Source organism: Nocardioides zeicaulis (assembly GCF_042432345.1).
Classification (GTDB): Bacteria; Actinomycetota; Actinomycetes; order Propionibacteriales; family Nocardioidaceae; genus Nocardioides; species Nocardioides zeicaulis.
In genome coordinates this window covers 2,637,115-2,651,193 of the sequence record NZ_JBHLXH010000001.1, presented here as the reverse complement: position 1 = coordinate 2,651,193, position 14,079 = coordinate 2,637,115, and the positions used below count along the sequence as shown (strand labels likewise).

The following is a 14,079-nucleotide window of genomic DNA, read 5'->3' as shown; positions in this document are numbered from 1 at the left end:
GTCAGGGCCGCTCGTCCCGCGGGGCGCCCCCGGCCGAGAACGGGGCCGCGCGGTCGGCCGCCGGGATCAGGTCGCCGGCCGGCTCGGAGTAGCGCACCTGCACCATCCGCTCGTCGTCGAAGACGATGCTGGTCAGGGAGCACAGCGTGCACTGCCGGTTCTTGGGGTGGTGGAGGTAGCTGCGCTTCTCCAGGAACAGCCGCGTCGTCCAGATCGGCAGCTGGTGCGACACCACGACCGCCTCGTGGCCCATCGCGGCGTCACGGGCGTCGTGGACGGCGGCGAGCATGCGTCCGGCGATCTCGTCGTAGGGCTCGCCCCACGACGGCTTGAGCGGGTTGTACATGTGGCGCAGCAGGTCGGGACGCTTGAGGAAGGTCCGGGCGCCGGCACCGAAGTTCACGCCCTGGAACTTGTTGCCGGACTCGATCACGCGCGGGTCGACGACCGGCTCGAGACCCCGCACGGCCGCCAGCGGCGCGCCGGTCTCGCGGGCCCGCTCCAGCGGCGAGGTGCGCATGTGCACGATGTCGCGCTCGCCGATCGTCTCGGAGATGCGCTGGGCCATCTGGCGACCGAGCGCGGACAGGTGGAAGCCGTCCATGCGGCCGTAGAGGACGCCGTCGGGGTTGTGGACCTCGCCGTGGCGCAGGAGGTGGACGATCGTCTGCACACCCATGTCAGTACCCCCCGGCCGTCGCCGCAGCGCGGGCCGCCGCGGGCAGTGCGTCGAGGACGGTGGTGACCGCCCGCTCGTCGTGGGCCGCGGAGACGAACCACGACTCGTAGGCCGACGGGGGGAGGTAGACCCCCTGGTCGAGCATCGCGTGGAAGAAGGCGGCGTACGCGGTGGTGTCCTGCTGCGAGGCGCCGGCGAAGTCACGCACCGGCTCGCCCGAGAAGAACACCGAGAACATCGACCCGGCCGTCTGCACGGTGTGCGGCACGGACGCGGCGGTCAGCGCCTCGGACGCGGCCTCGCGGATCGTGCGCGCCGTGGCGTCGAGGTGGGCGTAGACCTCGTCCGTCGCGAGCCGGAGCGTGGCGAGGCCGGCGGTGGTCGCGACGGGGTTCCCCGAGAGCGTGCCGGCCTGGTAGACGCGGCCCTCGGGAGCGAGGTGGGCCATCAGGTCGGAGCGGCCACCGAAGGCCGCGGCCGGGAAGCCGCCGCCCATCACCTTGCCGAAGGTCATCAGGTCGGGCACCCAGCCCTCGACGGCGCCGTCGAGGCCCCACCCGCCCTGCGCCGTGGCGCGGAAGCCGGTCATCACCTCGTCGCTGATGAAGAGCGCGCCGTGGTTGCGGCAGGTCTCGGCCAGGAAGGCGTTGAAGCCGGGCTCCGGCGGGACGATGCCCATGTTGCCGGGGGTGGCCTCGGTGATGAGACAGGCGATCCGGGGGCCGTGGGCGTCGAAGGCCGCCTGCACGGCGGCGCGGTCGTTGTAGGGCAGGACGAGCGTCTCGGCCGCCGAGCTCGCCGGGACGCCGCTGGTGCCGGGCACCGCCAGCGTCGCGACGCCGGAGCCGGCCTCGGCCAGGAGCGGGTCGACGTGGCCGTGGTAGCAGCCGGCGAACTTCACGACGAGGTCGCGCCCGGTGGCGCCGCGGGCCAGCCGGATCGCGGACATCGTCGCCTCGGTGCCGGAGGAGACGAAGCGCACCCGCTCCACCGGCGTACGGGACACGATCTCCTCGGCCAGCTCGACCTCGGGGCGGGTCGGGGTGCCGTAGGAGGTGCCGCGGGCGACCGCGTCGGCGACCGCCGCCTGCACCTCGGGGTGCGCGTGGCCCAGCAGCATCGGGCCCCACGAGCAGATCAGGTCGACGTAGTCGTTGCCGTCCGCGTCGCTCAGCCACGCCCCGGAGGCCGAGGTGATGAAGCGCGGGGTGCCGCCGACGGCGGTGAACGCGCGGACCGGGGAGTTGACGCCGCCCGGCGTGACGGCGCGCGCGCGCTCGAAGAGCGCCTCGCTCGCCGCGGTCGTGGGGTGAGTCGTCGCGGGAGTCACCCGTTCATTGTCGCGTAGACCGGCAAGCGTTCCGCATTCGGCACCGCGCAGGACCCCCGGATGTGCACTGGACCACACGCGGCGCGCGCGTAACCTCCGCGTGCAGCCCTCGTTGGTGGTGTAGGTCAGCCCGGAGGGGGCATCATGGGAGAAGCGTCACACAGGGGGGAACGCCACATGACGGGATTCGGTCGGGTGCACCGGGCGACCGCGCTCGTGCCGCTCGCGCTGCTCTCCATGGCGTGGACCGCCAGCCTCGCGGGCGTCGGCACCGGCACGGCCAACGCCGACTCCGACGGGTCCGGCACGCTCCCGGACGGCACCGTCCTGCCCAGTGCCGCGATCGAGGCGCCCGCCAGCGTCGGCGACGCCGTCTCCCGCGCCGCCACCTTCTCCCCCGCCGACGCGAGCAGCATCCCGGAGGTCGCGCTGGCGGCCTACCAGCGCGCCGAGGCCGTGATCAACCAGGCCGACCGGTCCTGCCGCCTGCCGTGGGAGCTCGTGGCCGCGATCGGGCGTGTCGAGAGCGACCACGGCCGCTCCGGCGGCAGCTCCCTCGACGACCGGGGCGTGGCCCGGCCCGGCATCTACGGCGTGGCCCTCGACGGCCGCAACGGCACCCAGGACATCGCCGACACCGACGGCGGCCAGTACGACGACGACGCGCGCCACGACCGCGCGGTCGGACCGATGCAGTTCATCCCCTCCACCTGGTCGGTGGTGGGGGTCGACGGCGACGACGACGGCACCCGTGACCCGCAGGACGTCGACGACGCGGCGCTGGCCACGGCGGTCTACCTCTGCTCCGGCGACGACGACCTGTCGCAGGAGAAGGGCCAGCGTGCAGCGGTCTACCGCTACAACCACTCCAACGACTACGTCGACCTCGTGCTCCAGGTGATGCAGGCCTACATGGACGGCGACTTCAGCGCGGTCCCCACCTCGAGCCTGCCCTCCACGGGCGTCCTGCCCGACGTGCAGGGACGGCCCGGCGACGGGTCGCGGGGTGGCCGTGACGGCGGGAAGGCCGACGGGGGCAGGACCGACGGCGGCAAGGGCGGCAAGGGCGGCAAGGGCGGTCAGGACGGCGGCCCCACCAAGGGCCCGACGCCCACCGGCGGACCGACCCCGACACCGACCCCCACGCCCACGTCCTCCCCCACCCCCACCTCGTCGCCGACGCCCACCCAGAGCCCGACACCGACCTCGACGCCCACCGAGACGCCGACGCTGCCCGTGCCGACCACCCTCCCGCCCCTCCCGACGGTCCCGGTGCCGACCATCAGCCAGACCCTCACCTGGGCCCAGGCCCAGGCCCAGTGCCTCGCCAGCGGCATCTCCTCCCTCGACCTCGTCGCCCTCAACGCCTGCATCAACGACCTGATGAACCCCTGACCCGTCGGGGGTCGCCGGGGTCGTCGGACAGCTGTCCGCCGCCGTCCACGGCTGTACTCGAGCGGACCTGTGGCCGCTCAACGCCCGCCATAGCGTGCGTCTAGCGTCCACGGCGTGCGTCTAGTCGCCGTACGACGACCACCACACCCCCCGAGCGTCCACCGCTGTACTCGAGCGGACCTATGGCCGCTCAACGCCCGCCATAGCGTGCGTCTAGCGTCAACGGCGTGCGTCTAGTCGCCGTACGACGACCACCACACCCCCCGAGCGTCCACGGCTGTACTCGAGCGGACCTGTGGCCGCTCAACGCCCGCCATAGCGTGCGTCTAGCGTCAACGGCGGTCGACAAGCGTCAACGGCTCTACTCGAGCGGACCTGTGTCCGCTCAACCCCCGCCATGGCGTGCGTCCAGCGACCACGGCTGTACTCGAGCGGACCTGTGGCCGCTCAACCCCCGCCATGGCGGGCGTCCAGCGACCACGGCGGGCGACGAGTCGGACCAGGTGGCGGAGGTCAGGGGCGCAGCAGGCGGGCGGCCTCGGAGGCCCAGTAGGTGAGGATCACGTCGGCGCCGGCGCGGCGGATGGAGGTCAGGGTCTCCAGGATGGCGGCCTCGCGGTCGATCCAGCCGTTCGCGGCGGCGGCCTCGACCATGGCGTACTCGCCGGAGATGTTGTAGGCCGCGACCGGGACGTCGACGGCGTCGCGCACCCGGCGGATGACGTCGAGGTAGGCCAGGGCCGGCTTGACCATGACGATGTCGGCGCCCTGCTCGATGTCGAGCAGCACCTCGCGCACGCCCTCGACGGCGTTGGCGGGGTCCTGCTGGTAGGTGCGTCGGTCGCCCTGGAGCGAGGAGTCCACGGCCTCGCGGAACGGGCCGAAGAACGCGGAGGCGTACTTCGCGGAGTAGGCGAGGATCGAGACGTTGCTGTGCGCCGCCTCGTCGAGGGCCTGGCGCACGACCGCCACCTGCCCGTCCATCATCCCGCTGGGCCCGACCATGTCGACGCCGGCGGCGGCCTGGGCCAGCGCCATCTCGGCGTACGCCACGAGGGTGCGGTCGTTGTCGACCTCACCGTCGGGGGTCAGCACGCCGCAGTGGCCGTGGTCGGTGAACTCGTCGAGGCACAGGTCGGACATCACCGTGAGCTGGTCGCCGACCTCGGCCACGACGTCGGTGATCGCGAGGTTGAGCACGCCGCCGGGGTCGATCGCGCCCGACCCCGTGGCGTCCTTGTGCTCCGGGATGCCGAACAGCATCACGCCGCCGAGGCCGAGCTCGGCGGCCTCGGTGACGGCCGCGCGGAGCGAGTCGCGCGAGTGCTGCACGACGCCGGGCATCGAGGAGATCGCCCGCGGCTCGTCGAGGCCCTCCCGGACGAAGACCGGGAGGACCAGCGAGCTCGGCACCACGTGGGTCTCGGCCACCATCCGGCGCAGGGCCGGCGTGCGCCGCAGCCGTCGCGGCCGCACCAGCGGCACCTCGATCTGCCTGTCCTCGCTCACGCGGGCTTCCTCCTGGAGGTCTCGAAGGTTGGGTGGCTCTCGGTGCCGGTGCGGGCGTACGTCACCCGCCCGGCGTCACTTGACGGCGCGGCTCTTGCGACGACCCGACGCGGTGCGCTCGCTGGGCCGGGTCACGGGCTCGCCGTTCTCCAGCATCGCCAGACGGCGTGCGGCACCGAAGTCGGCGAGCGCGTCGACGAGGACCTCCACGTCGGGCGTGGGGGCCAGCACGTCGACCCGCAGGCCGTGCTCCTCGGCGGTCTTGGCCGTCTGCGGGCCGATGACCGCGATGATGGTCGACGGGTGCGGCTTGCCGGCGATGCCGACGAGGTTGCGCACGGTCGAGGACGAGGTGAAGACGACGGCGTCGAACTTGCCGGTCTTGATCGCGTCGCGCACCGGCGCCGGCGGCGGGGTGGCGCGCACGGTGCGGTAGGCGGTGACGTCGTCGCACTCCCAGCCGAGGTCGACCAGGCCGGCGACGAGGTTCTCGGTCGCGATGTCGGCGCGGGGCAGGAAGACCCGGTTGATCGGGTCGAGCACCTCGTCGTAGGGCGGCCACTCCTCGAGCAGGCCGGCGGCCGACTGCTCGCCGGACGGCACCAGGTCGGCCCGCAGGCCCCACGCGGCGATCGCCTGGGCGGTCTTGTCGCCCACCGCTGCGATCTTCAGCCCGGAGAACGCGCGGGCGTCGAGGCCGTACTCCTCGAACTTCTCGCGCACCGCCTTGACGGCGTTGACCGAGGTGAACGCGATCCACTCGTAGCGGCCCTCGACCAGGCCGCGGACGGCCTTGTCCATCTGGAGCGGGTTGCGCGGCGGCTCGACCGAGATGGTCGGCACCTCCTCGGGCACCGCGCCGTAGTCGCGCAGGCGGCGCGAGAGCGACCCGGCCTGCTCCTTGGTGCGAGGCACCAGCGCGCGCCAGCCGAACAGCGGCTTGGTCTCGAACCACGACAGCGTCTCGCGCAGGTCGACCACGTCACCGATGACGGTGATGGCCGGCGGGGCGATCCGCGCGGCGCGGGCGTCGGCCGCGACCGTGGCGAGGGTGGAGATGAGGGTCTGCTGCTCGGTCGTGGTGCCAACACGGGTCATCGCGACGGGCGTCGTGGCCGGGCGGCCGGCCTCGATCAGCGCGGCGGCGGTCTCGCCGATGCTGCCCACGCCGGAGAGCAGGACGAGCGTGCGGTCGTCGGCGTACGCGCTCCAGTCGATCTTCTCGCCGCAGGTGACCACGGCCATCTCGCGGTGGCGCTTGGTGGTCAGCGGGATGCCGGCGTAGGCCGGGACGGCGCTCACCGACGAGACGCCCGGGACGACCTCGAAGCCGACGCCGGCCTTCGCGCAGGCCTGCGCCTCCTCGGGCCCGGAGGCGTAGAGGAACGGGTCGCCGGTCATCAGGCGCACCACGCGCTGCTTCTTGCCGTGGCGCACGACCACCTTGGCGCGGGCGGCGTGGGTCAGCGGCTGGCCGTCCTCGCCGAAGCCGCCGTCGACGATCTCCGGACCCGGCTCGCCCTCGGCGAGCCCGAGCACGGTGCGGACCAGGTCGGCGTGCTCCGGGGCCTCGGTGACGACCACGTCGGCGGCCTGGATCAGCTCCACGGCGCGCAGGGTCAGCAGGCCCGGGTCTCCGGGACCGCTCCCGACGAACGACACCCAGCCCGGGTTCGTCCTCGCGTCGGCGGTGCTGGCCTGCGGGGTCTGTACTCGCGTCATGCCTGCTCGTTCCTCACTGGTGGTCCCTGTTCAAGTGATGCCGTCATCAGGTCTGCTGCTCCCTCGTCGAGCATCGAGCCCGCGAGGCGTGTGCCGAGTCCGGCGGCGTCGGCGACCGGGCCCGACGCGCTCATCCGGACGGTCAGGCCGCCGTCGGTGGAGAGGGCCACGGCACGCAGCCACAGCTCCTCGCCGTCCTCGCCCTCGACGACCTCGGCGAGCGCACCCAGCGGGGCCGAGCAGCCGGCCTCGAGGGTGGCGAGCACCGCCCGCTCCGCGGTGACCGCCGCGCGGGTGGTGGGGTCGTCGAGCCGGCCCAGCAGCTCGACGAGGTCGGTGTCGGCCGAGCGGCACTCGATGGCCAGCGCACCCTGCCCGGGGGCGGGGAGCATCTGGAGCGGGTCGAGGACCTCGGTCGCCTCGTCGAGACGACCGAGGCGGGCCAGCCCCGCGCGGGCGAGGACGACGGCGTCGACCTCCCCGTCGCGGACCCTGCGGATGCGGGTGTCGACGTTGCCGCGGATGCCCTGCAGCTCGAGGCCGAGGCCGAGGGCGGCGAGCTGGCTGACCCGGCGCGGCGAGCCGGTGCCGACGCGGCTGCCGACGGGCAGCTCGCCGAGGGTCAGGCCGTCGCGGGCGACCACGACGTCGCGCGGGTCCTCGCGCGGGGGCACCGCGGGGAGGGCGATGCCGTCGGCGGGGTAGGTCGGGAGGTCCTTGAGCGAGTGGACGGCGAAGTCGACGCGACCGTCGAGGAGCGCGTCGCGCAGCGCGCTGACGAAGACGCCGGTGCCGCCCATGCTCGCCAGGGGCGCGCGGTTGACGTCGCCCTCGGTGGCGACCTCGACGAGCTCGACCTCGCGGCCGAGGCGCTCGCGGACCAGGTCGGCGACGTGGCCGGACTGGGTCGTGGCGAGCGCGGAGGCGCGGGTGCCGAGGCGGAGGGGGGCGGTCATGACTGGCCCTCCACCCTGGAGATCGCGTCCACGGCCTCCGGCGAGAGCCGGAACAGCTCGGCCAGCGCGGCGGTGTAGGAGCTGGCCGGCTCGGCGTCGGCGAGCTCCTTGACCCGGACGGTCGGCTCGTGGAGGAGCTTGTCGGCGACCCGGCGGACCGTGTGGAGGACCTCGGCGCGGGTGGCGTCGTCGAGGCCCGGCAGCCGGGCGGCGAGCCGCTCCATCTCGGCGTCGACGACCGACGTGGCCATCGAGCGGAGCGCGACGACGGTCGGGGTCACGCTGGCCTGCCGGCGCACGGCGAGGAACGCGGAGATCTCCTGCGCGACGATGGCGCGCACGTCGTCGACGCCTGCGGTCGCCTCCAGGCCGCGCAGCTCCTCGGCGAGGCCGGCGAGGCTGATCAGCTCGATGCCGGGCAGGTCGCCGACGGCGGGGTCGACGTCGTGGGGCAGGGCGAGGTCGACGATCGTCAGCGGACGGTCGACGCCGCTGCGCACCGCGGCGACCTCGGCGAGGCGTACGACGGTGCCGCGGGCGCCGGTGCAGGAGATCACCAGGTCGGCGTCGCGCACCTCGTCGTGGAGGTGCTCGAACGGCACGGCGGTGGCGTCGTAGTCGGCGGCGAGGCGCTCGGCCTTGGCGGCGGTGCGGTTGATGACCGCGATCCGAGCGGCGCTGCCGCGCGAGAGGTGCGCCACGGCCAGCGAGGCCATCGCACCAGCGCCGACGACGACCGCGCGGGCGCCGGCGACGGGGCGCGAGCTGCGCTCGAGGGCGGCGGTGACCAGCGACGGCGCGGCCCGGTCGATGTCGGTCTCGGCGTGGGCGCGCTTGCCGACGCGCAGCGCCTGCTGGAAGAGGGTGTTGAGGGCCGGCCCGACGGTGCCGTTCTCCTGGCCCACGCGCAGCGCGTCGCGGGTCTGGCCGAGGATCTGGCCCTCGCCGACGACCATCGAGTCGAGGCCGGAGGCGACCTGGAACAGGTGGGAGACCGCGCCCTCGTCGTAGTGGACGTAGAGGTGCGGCAGCAGCGCCTCGGTGGACTCGCCGGCGCGCGCCACGAGCAGCCCCGAGACGTCCTCCACGCTGCCGTGGAAGCGGTCGACCTCGGCGTAGACCTCGAGGCGGTTGCAGGTGACGATCGCGGTCGCCTCGGACACGTGCTCGCCGCCGATGACGTCGGCGAGCAGCTTGGTCGTGCCGTCGGCGTCGAGGGCGAGACGCTCGAGCACCTCCACGGGCGCGGACTTGTGGGAGATCCCCACGACGAGGACGCTCATGGACGTACTCGCTTCGCTCCGTGCGCCCATGAGGCACATGACGCACTGTGCTGGATGGTTCGCTCGCTGCGCTCACTCACGTGACCACCTCCTCGGCGGGGACCACCGACTTGCGCTGCTCGTGGTAGGCGAGGATCTGCAGCTCGATCGACAGGTCGACCTTGCGCACGCCCACGCCCTCGGGGACCGCGAGCACGGTCGGGGCGAAGTTCAGGATGCTGGTGATGCCGGCGGCGACCATCCGGTCGGCGACGGCCTGGGCGGCGACCGCCGGGGTGGCGATGACGCCGATGGACACGGCGTGCTCGCCGCAGATCGACTCGAGGTCCTCGAACGAGCGCACGTCGAGGCCGGCGACGACCTCCTCGTGGCGGGCCGGGTCGGCGTCGAGCAGCGCGACGACCCGGAAGCCACGGCTGCGGAAGCCGGAGTAGTTGGCGAGCGCGTGGCCGAGGTTGCCGATGCCGACGATGACCACGGGCCAGTCCTGCGTCACGCCGATCTCGCGGGCGATCTGGTAGCGGAGGTACTCCACGTCGTAGCCGACGCCGCGGGTGCCGTAGGAGCCGAGGTACGACAGGTCCTTGCGCAGCTTGGCGCTGTTGACGCCGGCCGCCGCGGCGAGCTCCTCGCTCGAGCAGGTGGTGGTGCCGCCGTCGGCGAGGCCGGTCAGCGCACGGAGGTACACGGGTAGCCGAGCGACGGTCGCCTCGGGGATGTCCCGGGCAGAGTCGTGCGTCCGTGCGGTCACAGCGAGCTTCTTTCCAGCCAGGTGACGGGGATCGCCTGACCCCGCCACTGTAGGAGTTTGTGAACGGAGGAACAAAACGACGGAGGGGTCGGCTAGCACATGTGAGAAGACCCACCTCGGCCGGGGTCTCCCCGACTTGCGCGAGGCCCCTCGGGGGGCGTATCGGCGGGGTGTCGCGCACCCCTCGCACGACCGGGTCCGCGCCCAGTGCCGCGCGCCTCCCGGCCGGCGTCCGCCCCGCTCCTATCGTGGAAGCGGCCGCCTGGGGACGGGAGGGGCGAGATGGCGATCCGCCGGCCTGCCGGAGTGCTCGCGCCGGCCGTCCTCGTCGCTGTGCTGGGCGCCGCACTGGGCGCCGGGAGCCTGGGCGTCACGGGACCGCAGCACACGGGGGCCGGCGGGCCGACGCGGGCAGCAGCACGCCTCGCGGTGGGGGCCGCCCCCGTGGCACCGTCGCAGGAGCCTGCCCGCCGGCAGCGCGGGCAGGCGGCAGCGGTCACGACCGAGCAGGAGCTCCGCGACGCGTGGGGCGACCCGCTGCGGCGGCGCATCGACCTCGGCGCCGACATCCTGCTGCGCAACTGCCTGCTCGGTGACCCGATGCGCGAGTCGCCGGTCCCCCTGGTCCTCGACGGGCACGGCCACAAGCTCCAGCAGACCTGCTTCGAGAAGCGGGTGCTGCGCCAGGACGGCACCGGCTTCCTCGACGTCCGGCGAGTGACGCTCACGCGAGGCGGGTCCGACGGACCGGGCGCGGCGCTCACGTCCCGGGGGGAGGTCGTGCTCCGACAGGTGGTGGTCTTCCAGAACCTCGCCGAGGAGCCCGGCGGCGGTGTCTTCTCGATGCGACGCATCACCGTCCACCACTCGCGGATCACGGGCAACCTCGCCAACGACGACGGTGGCGGCCTGTACGCCCGGCGCGGCGGCGTCCAGGTCTACGACTCGATCCTCGGCAACAACCTCGTCGACGGGTCCGGCGGGGCCATCGGCTCCACCGGCGACATCCTCGTCGTGCGCTCGGAGGTCGACGGCAACACCACCGACGGTGACGGCGGTGCGCTCTACGCCGACGAGGACGGCGACGTGACCGTCATCGGCTCCCACATCGACGGCAGCGCCGCCGACGGCCCCGGCGGCGCCATCTTCACCCTCGACGGCGACGTGGCCGTCTACGACTCCACCCTGATCGGCAACCGCGCCGACGACCGCGGGGGCGCGATCTCGGGCGAGGACGACGTCCTCGTCGTCAACTCCACCATCGCCCGCAACCTGGCGGTCGCCCACGCCGGCGGCGGGCTCTGGGCGCGCGGTGACATGGTGCTCGTCAACACGACGGTCGCCAACAACTACGCCGAGGGCGAGGGCGGCGGCCTGCTCTCGGCCGGCGCCATGACCCTGCTCAACTCGACAGTGGTGTCCAACATCGCCCCGGTGGGCGGTGACCTCGGGGCTGGCGGGCCGTTCTCCAGCTTCGCGACCGTCATCGGCCCGCCCGTGGTGGAGGGCGTCACCGGTGACACGATCCCGACCCGTCGCAGCTGCCGCGTCTACGCGACCGTCTCGCTCGGCTACAACTTCGTCAACGACGACACCTGCCGGCTCGAGACCCCCACCGACATCCTCGGGGGCGACCCCGGGCTGCTGCCGCTCGAGGACGACCCGCGCGGGTTCGTGCTGGTCCCCGCGCCGGACAGCCCCGTACGCCGCGCGCTCCCCCGCCGCCAGTGCGAGGGACGCACCTCCCGCCTGCCGCGGCCGCTGCCGGCCGGCCAGCTGCTGGCCGGCTGGGTGTCGTGGGAGGAGGTGCTCGCGCACGACGCGCGGGGCCGCCCCCGCGCCGGACGGGCACGGTGCGACATCGGAGCCGCGCAGGGACGTGGCGGCCGACCCGGCGCACCGGACCCGCGGGTGCCGGACGCGGCCGTCATCGTGGCGAGCCCCTGGCCGTCCGCGCGACCACCGCGGCTCGAGCCGCCCACCGCGGGCGGGGCCCACCGGCGTCCCCGGTCGCTGCGCTCGCGCGTGGCCCGGCTGGAGCGCAGCCTGGCCGTCCTGCTCGAGCGGGCCGGGCGCTCCGAGGAGATCCGGTCCTGCCTGACCGAGGTCCCCGTCGCCCGCCGGGGCGACCCCGAGCACCGCTGGGGCTTCCCCTACGACGAGCGCGACTTCACGGGCCGCGACCTCAGACCCGCGCTCACCCTGACCCGTCCGGGCCGCGCGGACTGGCACCTCCTCGACCTGGCGACCTCGCCGCGCTGCCTGTCGCGCGCGCCCGACCCGACAGGCACGGGCGAGGACGCGCGCGCCGCCACGCGACAGGCCCCGACAGCACCCCCGGTCCGGGCGGCGGCCGGGCCGGCGCGGCTCCTGCGGTGGCTGGCCGACCTCCGGCTCGTCGCCGCCGAGGTGGCCGACCGGACGCAGCGGTTCGACCGCTGGGAGTCGTGCCTGACCTCGGTGCCGGTGACCGAGTCGGGCGCGGCGTGGCAGCGGCTGGGCTACCTGACCGGTCGTCCCGGCACGAAGCCGCACTACCGACCCGCGCTCGACCTCGACACCACCGAGTGGGACGACCCGGACTACCAGCTCCTGGCGCTGGGCGGTCGCGGCCGACCGGGCGGGTGCGACGACGACCCCGCGGAGGCCGTCGACCGGGCGTCGGCGCGCGGCCCGCTCCCCCGCTCGGCGCCCTCCCGAGGCGACGTCCTCGACGCGCTCGCGTCGCTGCAGGAGGACGTCGAGGACCTGCGGGAGCCCGTCGCCGACATCACCCACTTCGACGAGTGCGTGTTCACGGTCGGCGCGCGGAGCAGTGACGGCTACCGCTACGTCGCTCGCGACGGCCAGACGTCGCGCACGCACGCGCTCTCGTTCGCGCTCCGGGGCCAGCGCGTGGCACCTCTCCAGCTCCTCGCCGCGCCCGGCGAGGAGGCCCCCCAGATCGAGTGCAACGAGGACGCGAGCGGCGAGGGGACCGAGGAGTAGGTCAGCCCCTGCGCTCGTCGACGGCGTCGGTGGCCGGGTCAGCGGAGGGCGGCCACCAGTGCCGCACGGAGCGAGGCGTGGGCGAGGGGCGGGAGGTCGTCGACCGCGAACCAGCCGAGGGCGTCGTGCTCGTCGGGGGCCGCGTTCACCGGCTCGCCCCGCCAGGTGTCGACGAGCCAGGCACGCAGTCGTACGGGCCCGCCGTCCGGCACCACGGTGACCTCGCACAGCGGGGACGCGGAGGCCGGGGCCACGTCCACGGCCAGCTCCTCCCGCAGCTCGCGCACCAGCGCCTCGACGGGCGGCTCCCCGGCCTCGACCACGCCGCCCGGCAGGTCCCACGCCCCGGGGAACGCGAGCTTGTGGGGGCTCCGGAGCGCGAGGAGCACCCGGCCGTCACGCACCAGCGCGCCCGCCGACACCTCGATCACCCGACCATCACCCGACCATCACAGCAGGAAGGTCCGACACCTCACGCCACGAGGTCGCGCAGCATCCGGTCCGAGGCGAGGAGGGCGTCGCGGTCGTGGGTCGAGGAGCTGGCCAGCAGCTCGGCCGCGCCCGTGCGCTCGACGAGCCGTTCGAGCCGGCGCGCCACGGACGACGGCGTACCGGCGACGGCGCGGTCGAGCGAGGACTCGACGCGGCGGCGTACCTGGTCGGGCCAGCGCTGGTCGCGGATCGCCTTCACGCTCTCCAGCGGCGCGAACTCGCCGGTCTGGCGCGAGCGTGCCATCGCCCACGCCTCGGGCAGCGCGAGCTCGCGGGCGGTCGCGTCGTCGTCGGCCACAAGGACGTCGAGCGAGACGGTCACCCGCGGCTCGCTGCCGCGGTGGGGGCGGAAGTCACGGCGGTACGTCGCGAGCAGGCCGGGCAGCTCGTCGGAGTCGAGGGCCGGACCGCCGACCACGACGGGGAGGCCGAGCCGGGCCGCGACAGCGAGGCCGCGCCCGGTGGCGAGCAGGTGCATCGGGACCACGCGACCGGTCACCGGACGGACCGTCACGGCGGCGGTGTCCTCGAGGTAGCCGCGGAGCTCGCGCAGGTCGTCCTCGAAGGTGTCGGGCTCGTCGAGCTCGCGCCGCAGCGCCTGCCGGACCGGCGGGGTGAAGCCGAGCGAGCGGCCCAGCCCGAGGTCCACCCGGCCGGGGTGCAGGGCGTCGAGCAGCCGCGCCTGCTCGGCCACCACGAGCGGCTGGTGCAGCGGCAGCATCACCCCGCCCGAGCCGATCCGGATCCGCGACGTGCGCGCGCCGACCGCGGCGAGCAGCACGGTCGGCGTGCCGGACGCGATGCCGGGAACGGCGTGGTGCTCGGCCACCCAGAACCGTTCGTAGTCGACCGCCTCGGCGTGCACCGCGCGGGCCACGGTCGCCTCCAGCGCCTCCGCGTCGTCGGAGTCGGCGCGGGTGCGGGAGCGGTCGAGGAGGGAGAGCAGCACGTCCTCCTCAACGCGCGGTCCCCCG

11 protein-coding genes are annotated in these 14,079 nt (G+C 74.3%); 2 read left to right on the top strand and 9 right to left on the bottom strand.

Features of this window, described 5'->3' with window-relative positions; translation table 11 throughout:
• Position 1 precedes the first annotated feature (1 nt).
• Both ACFFJG_RS13010 and hemL read right to left on the bottom strand, forming a co-directional pair.
• The gene (locus tag ACFFJG_RS13010) at positions 2-679 is read right to left on the bottom strand and encodes a histidine phosphatase family protein (RefSeq protein WP_378519156.1); all 678 of its coding nucleotides are present in this window, start codon (positions 677-679) and stop codon (positions 2-4) included.
• A gap of 1 nt (position 680) precedes the next feature.
• On the bottom strand, positions 681-2,009 hold the full coding sequence (gene hemL, locus ACFFJG_RS13005) for a glutamate-1-semialdehyde 2,1-aminomutase (RefSeq protein ID WP_378519155.1): 1,329 nt from the start codon (positions 2,007-2,009) through the stop codon (positions 681-683).
• A 177-nt stretch (positions 2,010-2,186) separates the two neighbouring features.
• Here hemL and ACFFJG_RS13000 point away from each other — a divergent pair, with 177 nt between their 5' ends.
• Positions 2,187-3,404 carry a lytic murein transglycosylase gene (locus tag ACFFJG_RS13000; RefSeq protein WP_378519154.1) on the top strand — a complete coding sequence of 406 codons (1,218 nt, stop codon included), beginning with the start codon at positions 2,187-2,189 and terminating at the stop codon, positions 3,402-3,404.
• A gap of 513 nt (positions 3,405-3,917) precedes the next feature.
• On the opposite strand, the gene hemB is transcribed toward ACFFJG_RS13000, so the two are convergent.
• The 5 genes from hemB to ACFFJG_RS12975 all read right to left on the bottom strand — a co-directional run bounded on the left by hemB (position 3,918) and on the right by ACFFJG_RS12975 (position 9,625).
• A complete protein-coding gene (gene hemB, locus ACFFJG_RS12995) occupies positions 3,918-4,913 on the bottom strand; it encodes a porphobilinogen synthase (protein ID WP_378519153.1) in 996 nt (331 codons plus the stop codon).
• A gap of 75 nt (positions 4,914-4,988) precedes the next feature.
• Positions 4,989-6,635 (bottom strand): bifunctional uroporphyrinogen-III C-methyltransferase/uroporphyrinogen-III synthase, encoded by a 1,647-nt coding sequence (locus ACFFJG_RS12990; RefSeq protein WP_378519152.1) that lies wholly within the window; start codon positions 6,633-6,635, stop codon positions 4,989-4,991.
• A complete protein-coding gene (gene hemC / locus ACFFJG_RS12985; protein ID WP_378519151.1) occupies positions 6,632-7,591 on the bottom strand; it encodes a hydroxymethylbilane synthase in 960 nt (319 codons plus the stop codon). The genes ACFFJG_RS12990 and hemC overlap by 4 nt, the downstream gene beginning before the upstream one ends.
• Complete coding sequence (locus ACFFJG_RS12980) at positions 7,588-8,874, bottom strand: glutamyl-tRNA reductase (protein ID WP_378519150.1); 1,287 nt, start codon at positions 8,872-8,874, stop codon at positions 7,588-7,590. Before ACFFJG_RS12980 ends, hemC begins: the two co-directional genes overlap by 4 nt.
• Positions 8,875-8,950: 76 nt before the next feature.
• Entirely contained in the window at positions 8,951-9,625 is a 675-nt protein-coding gene (locus ACFFJG_RS12975; protein ID WP_378519149.1) for a redox-sensing transcriptional repressor Rex, read from the bottom strand.
• A 444-nt stretch (positions 9,626-10,069) separates the two neighbouring features.
• Here ACFFJG_RS12975 and ACFFJG_RS12970 point away from each other — a divergent pair, with 444 nt between their 5' ends.
• The gene (locus ACFFJG_RS12970) at positions 10,070-12,613 is read left to right on the top strand and encodes a hypothetical protein (RefSeq protein WP_378519148.1); all 2,544 of its coding nucleotides are present in this window, start codon (positions 10,070-10,072) and stop codon (positions 12,611-12,613) included.
• A gap of 38 nt (positions 12,614-12,651) precedes the next feature.
• Here the strand turns inward: ACFFJG_RS12970 and ACFFJG_RS12965 are convergent, their stop codons facing one another.
• Both ACFFJG_RS12965 and ACFFJG_RS12960 read right to left on the bottom strand, forming a co-directional pair.
• Entirely contained in the window at positions 12,652-13,044 is a 393-nt protein-coding gene (locus ACFFJG_RS12965) for an NUDIX domain-containing protein (RefSeq protein WP_378519147.1), read from the bottom strand.
• A 41-nt stretch (positions 13,045-13,085) separates the two neighbouring features.
• Positions 13,086-14,054: an MsnO8 family LLM class oxidoreductase gene (locus tag ACFFJG_RS12960; RefSeq protein ID WP_378519146.1), complete on the bottom strand. Its 969-nt coding sequence runs from the start codon at positions 14,052-14,054 to the stop codon at positions 13,086-13,088.
• Positions 14,055-14,079: the final 25 nt, after the last annotated feature.

Excerpts from the sequence above, each read along its gene's own strand:
- ACFFJG_RS12990 (WP_378519152.1), bottom strand. The coding sequence starts at position 6,635 with ATGACGCGAGTACAGACCCCGCAGGCCAGCACCGCCGACGCGAGGACG.
- hemC (WP_378519151.1), bottom strand. The coding sequence starts at position 7,591 with ATGACCGCCCCCCTCCGCCTCGGCACCCGCGCCTCCGCGCTCGCCACG.
- ACFFJG_RS12980 (WP_378519150.1), bottom strand. The coding sequence starts at position 8,874 with ATGAGCGTCCTCGTCGTGGGGATCTCCCACAAGTCCGCGCCCGTGGAG.
- ACFFJG_RS13000 (WP_378519154.1), top strand. The coding sequence starts at position 2,187 with ATGACGGGATTCGGTCGGGTGCACCGGGCGACCGCGCTCGTGCCGCTC.
- ACFFJG_RS13010 (WP_378519156.1), bottom strand. The coding sequence starts at position 679 with ATGGGTGTGCAGACGATCGTCCACCTCCTGCGCCACGGCGAGGTCCAC.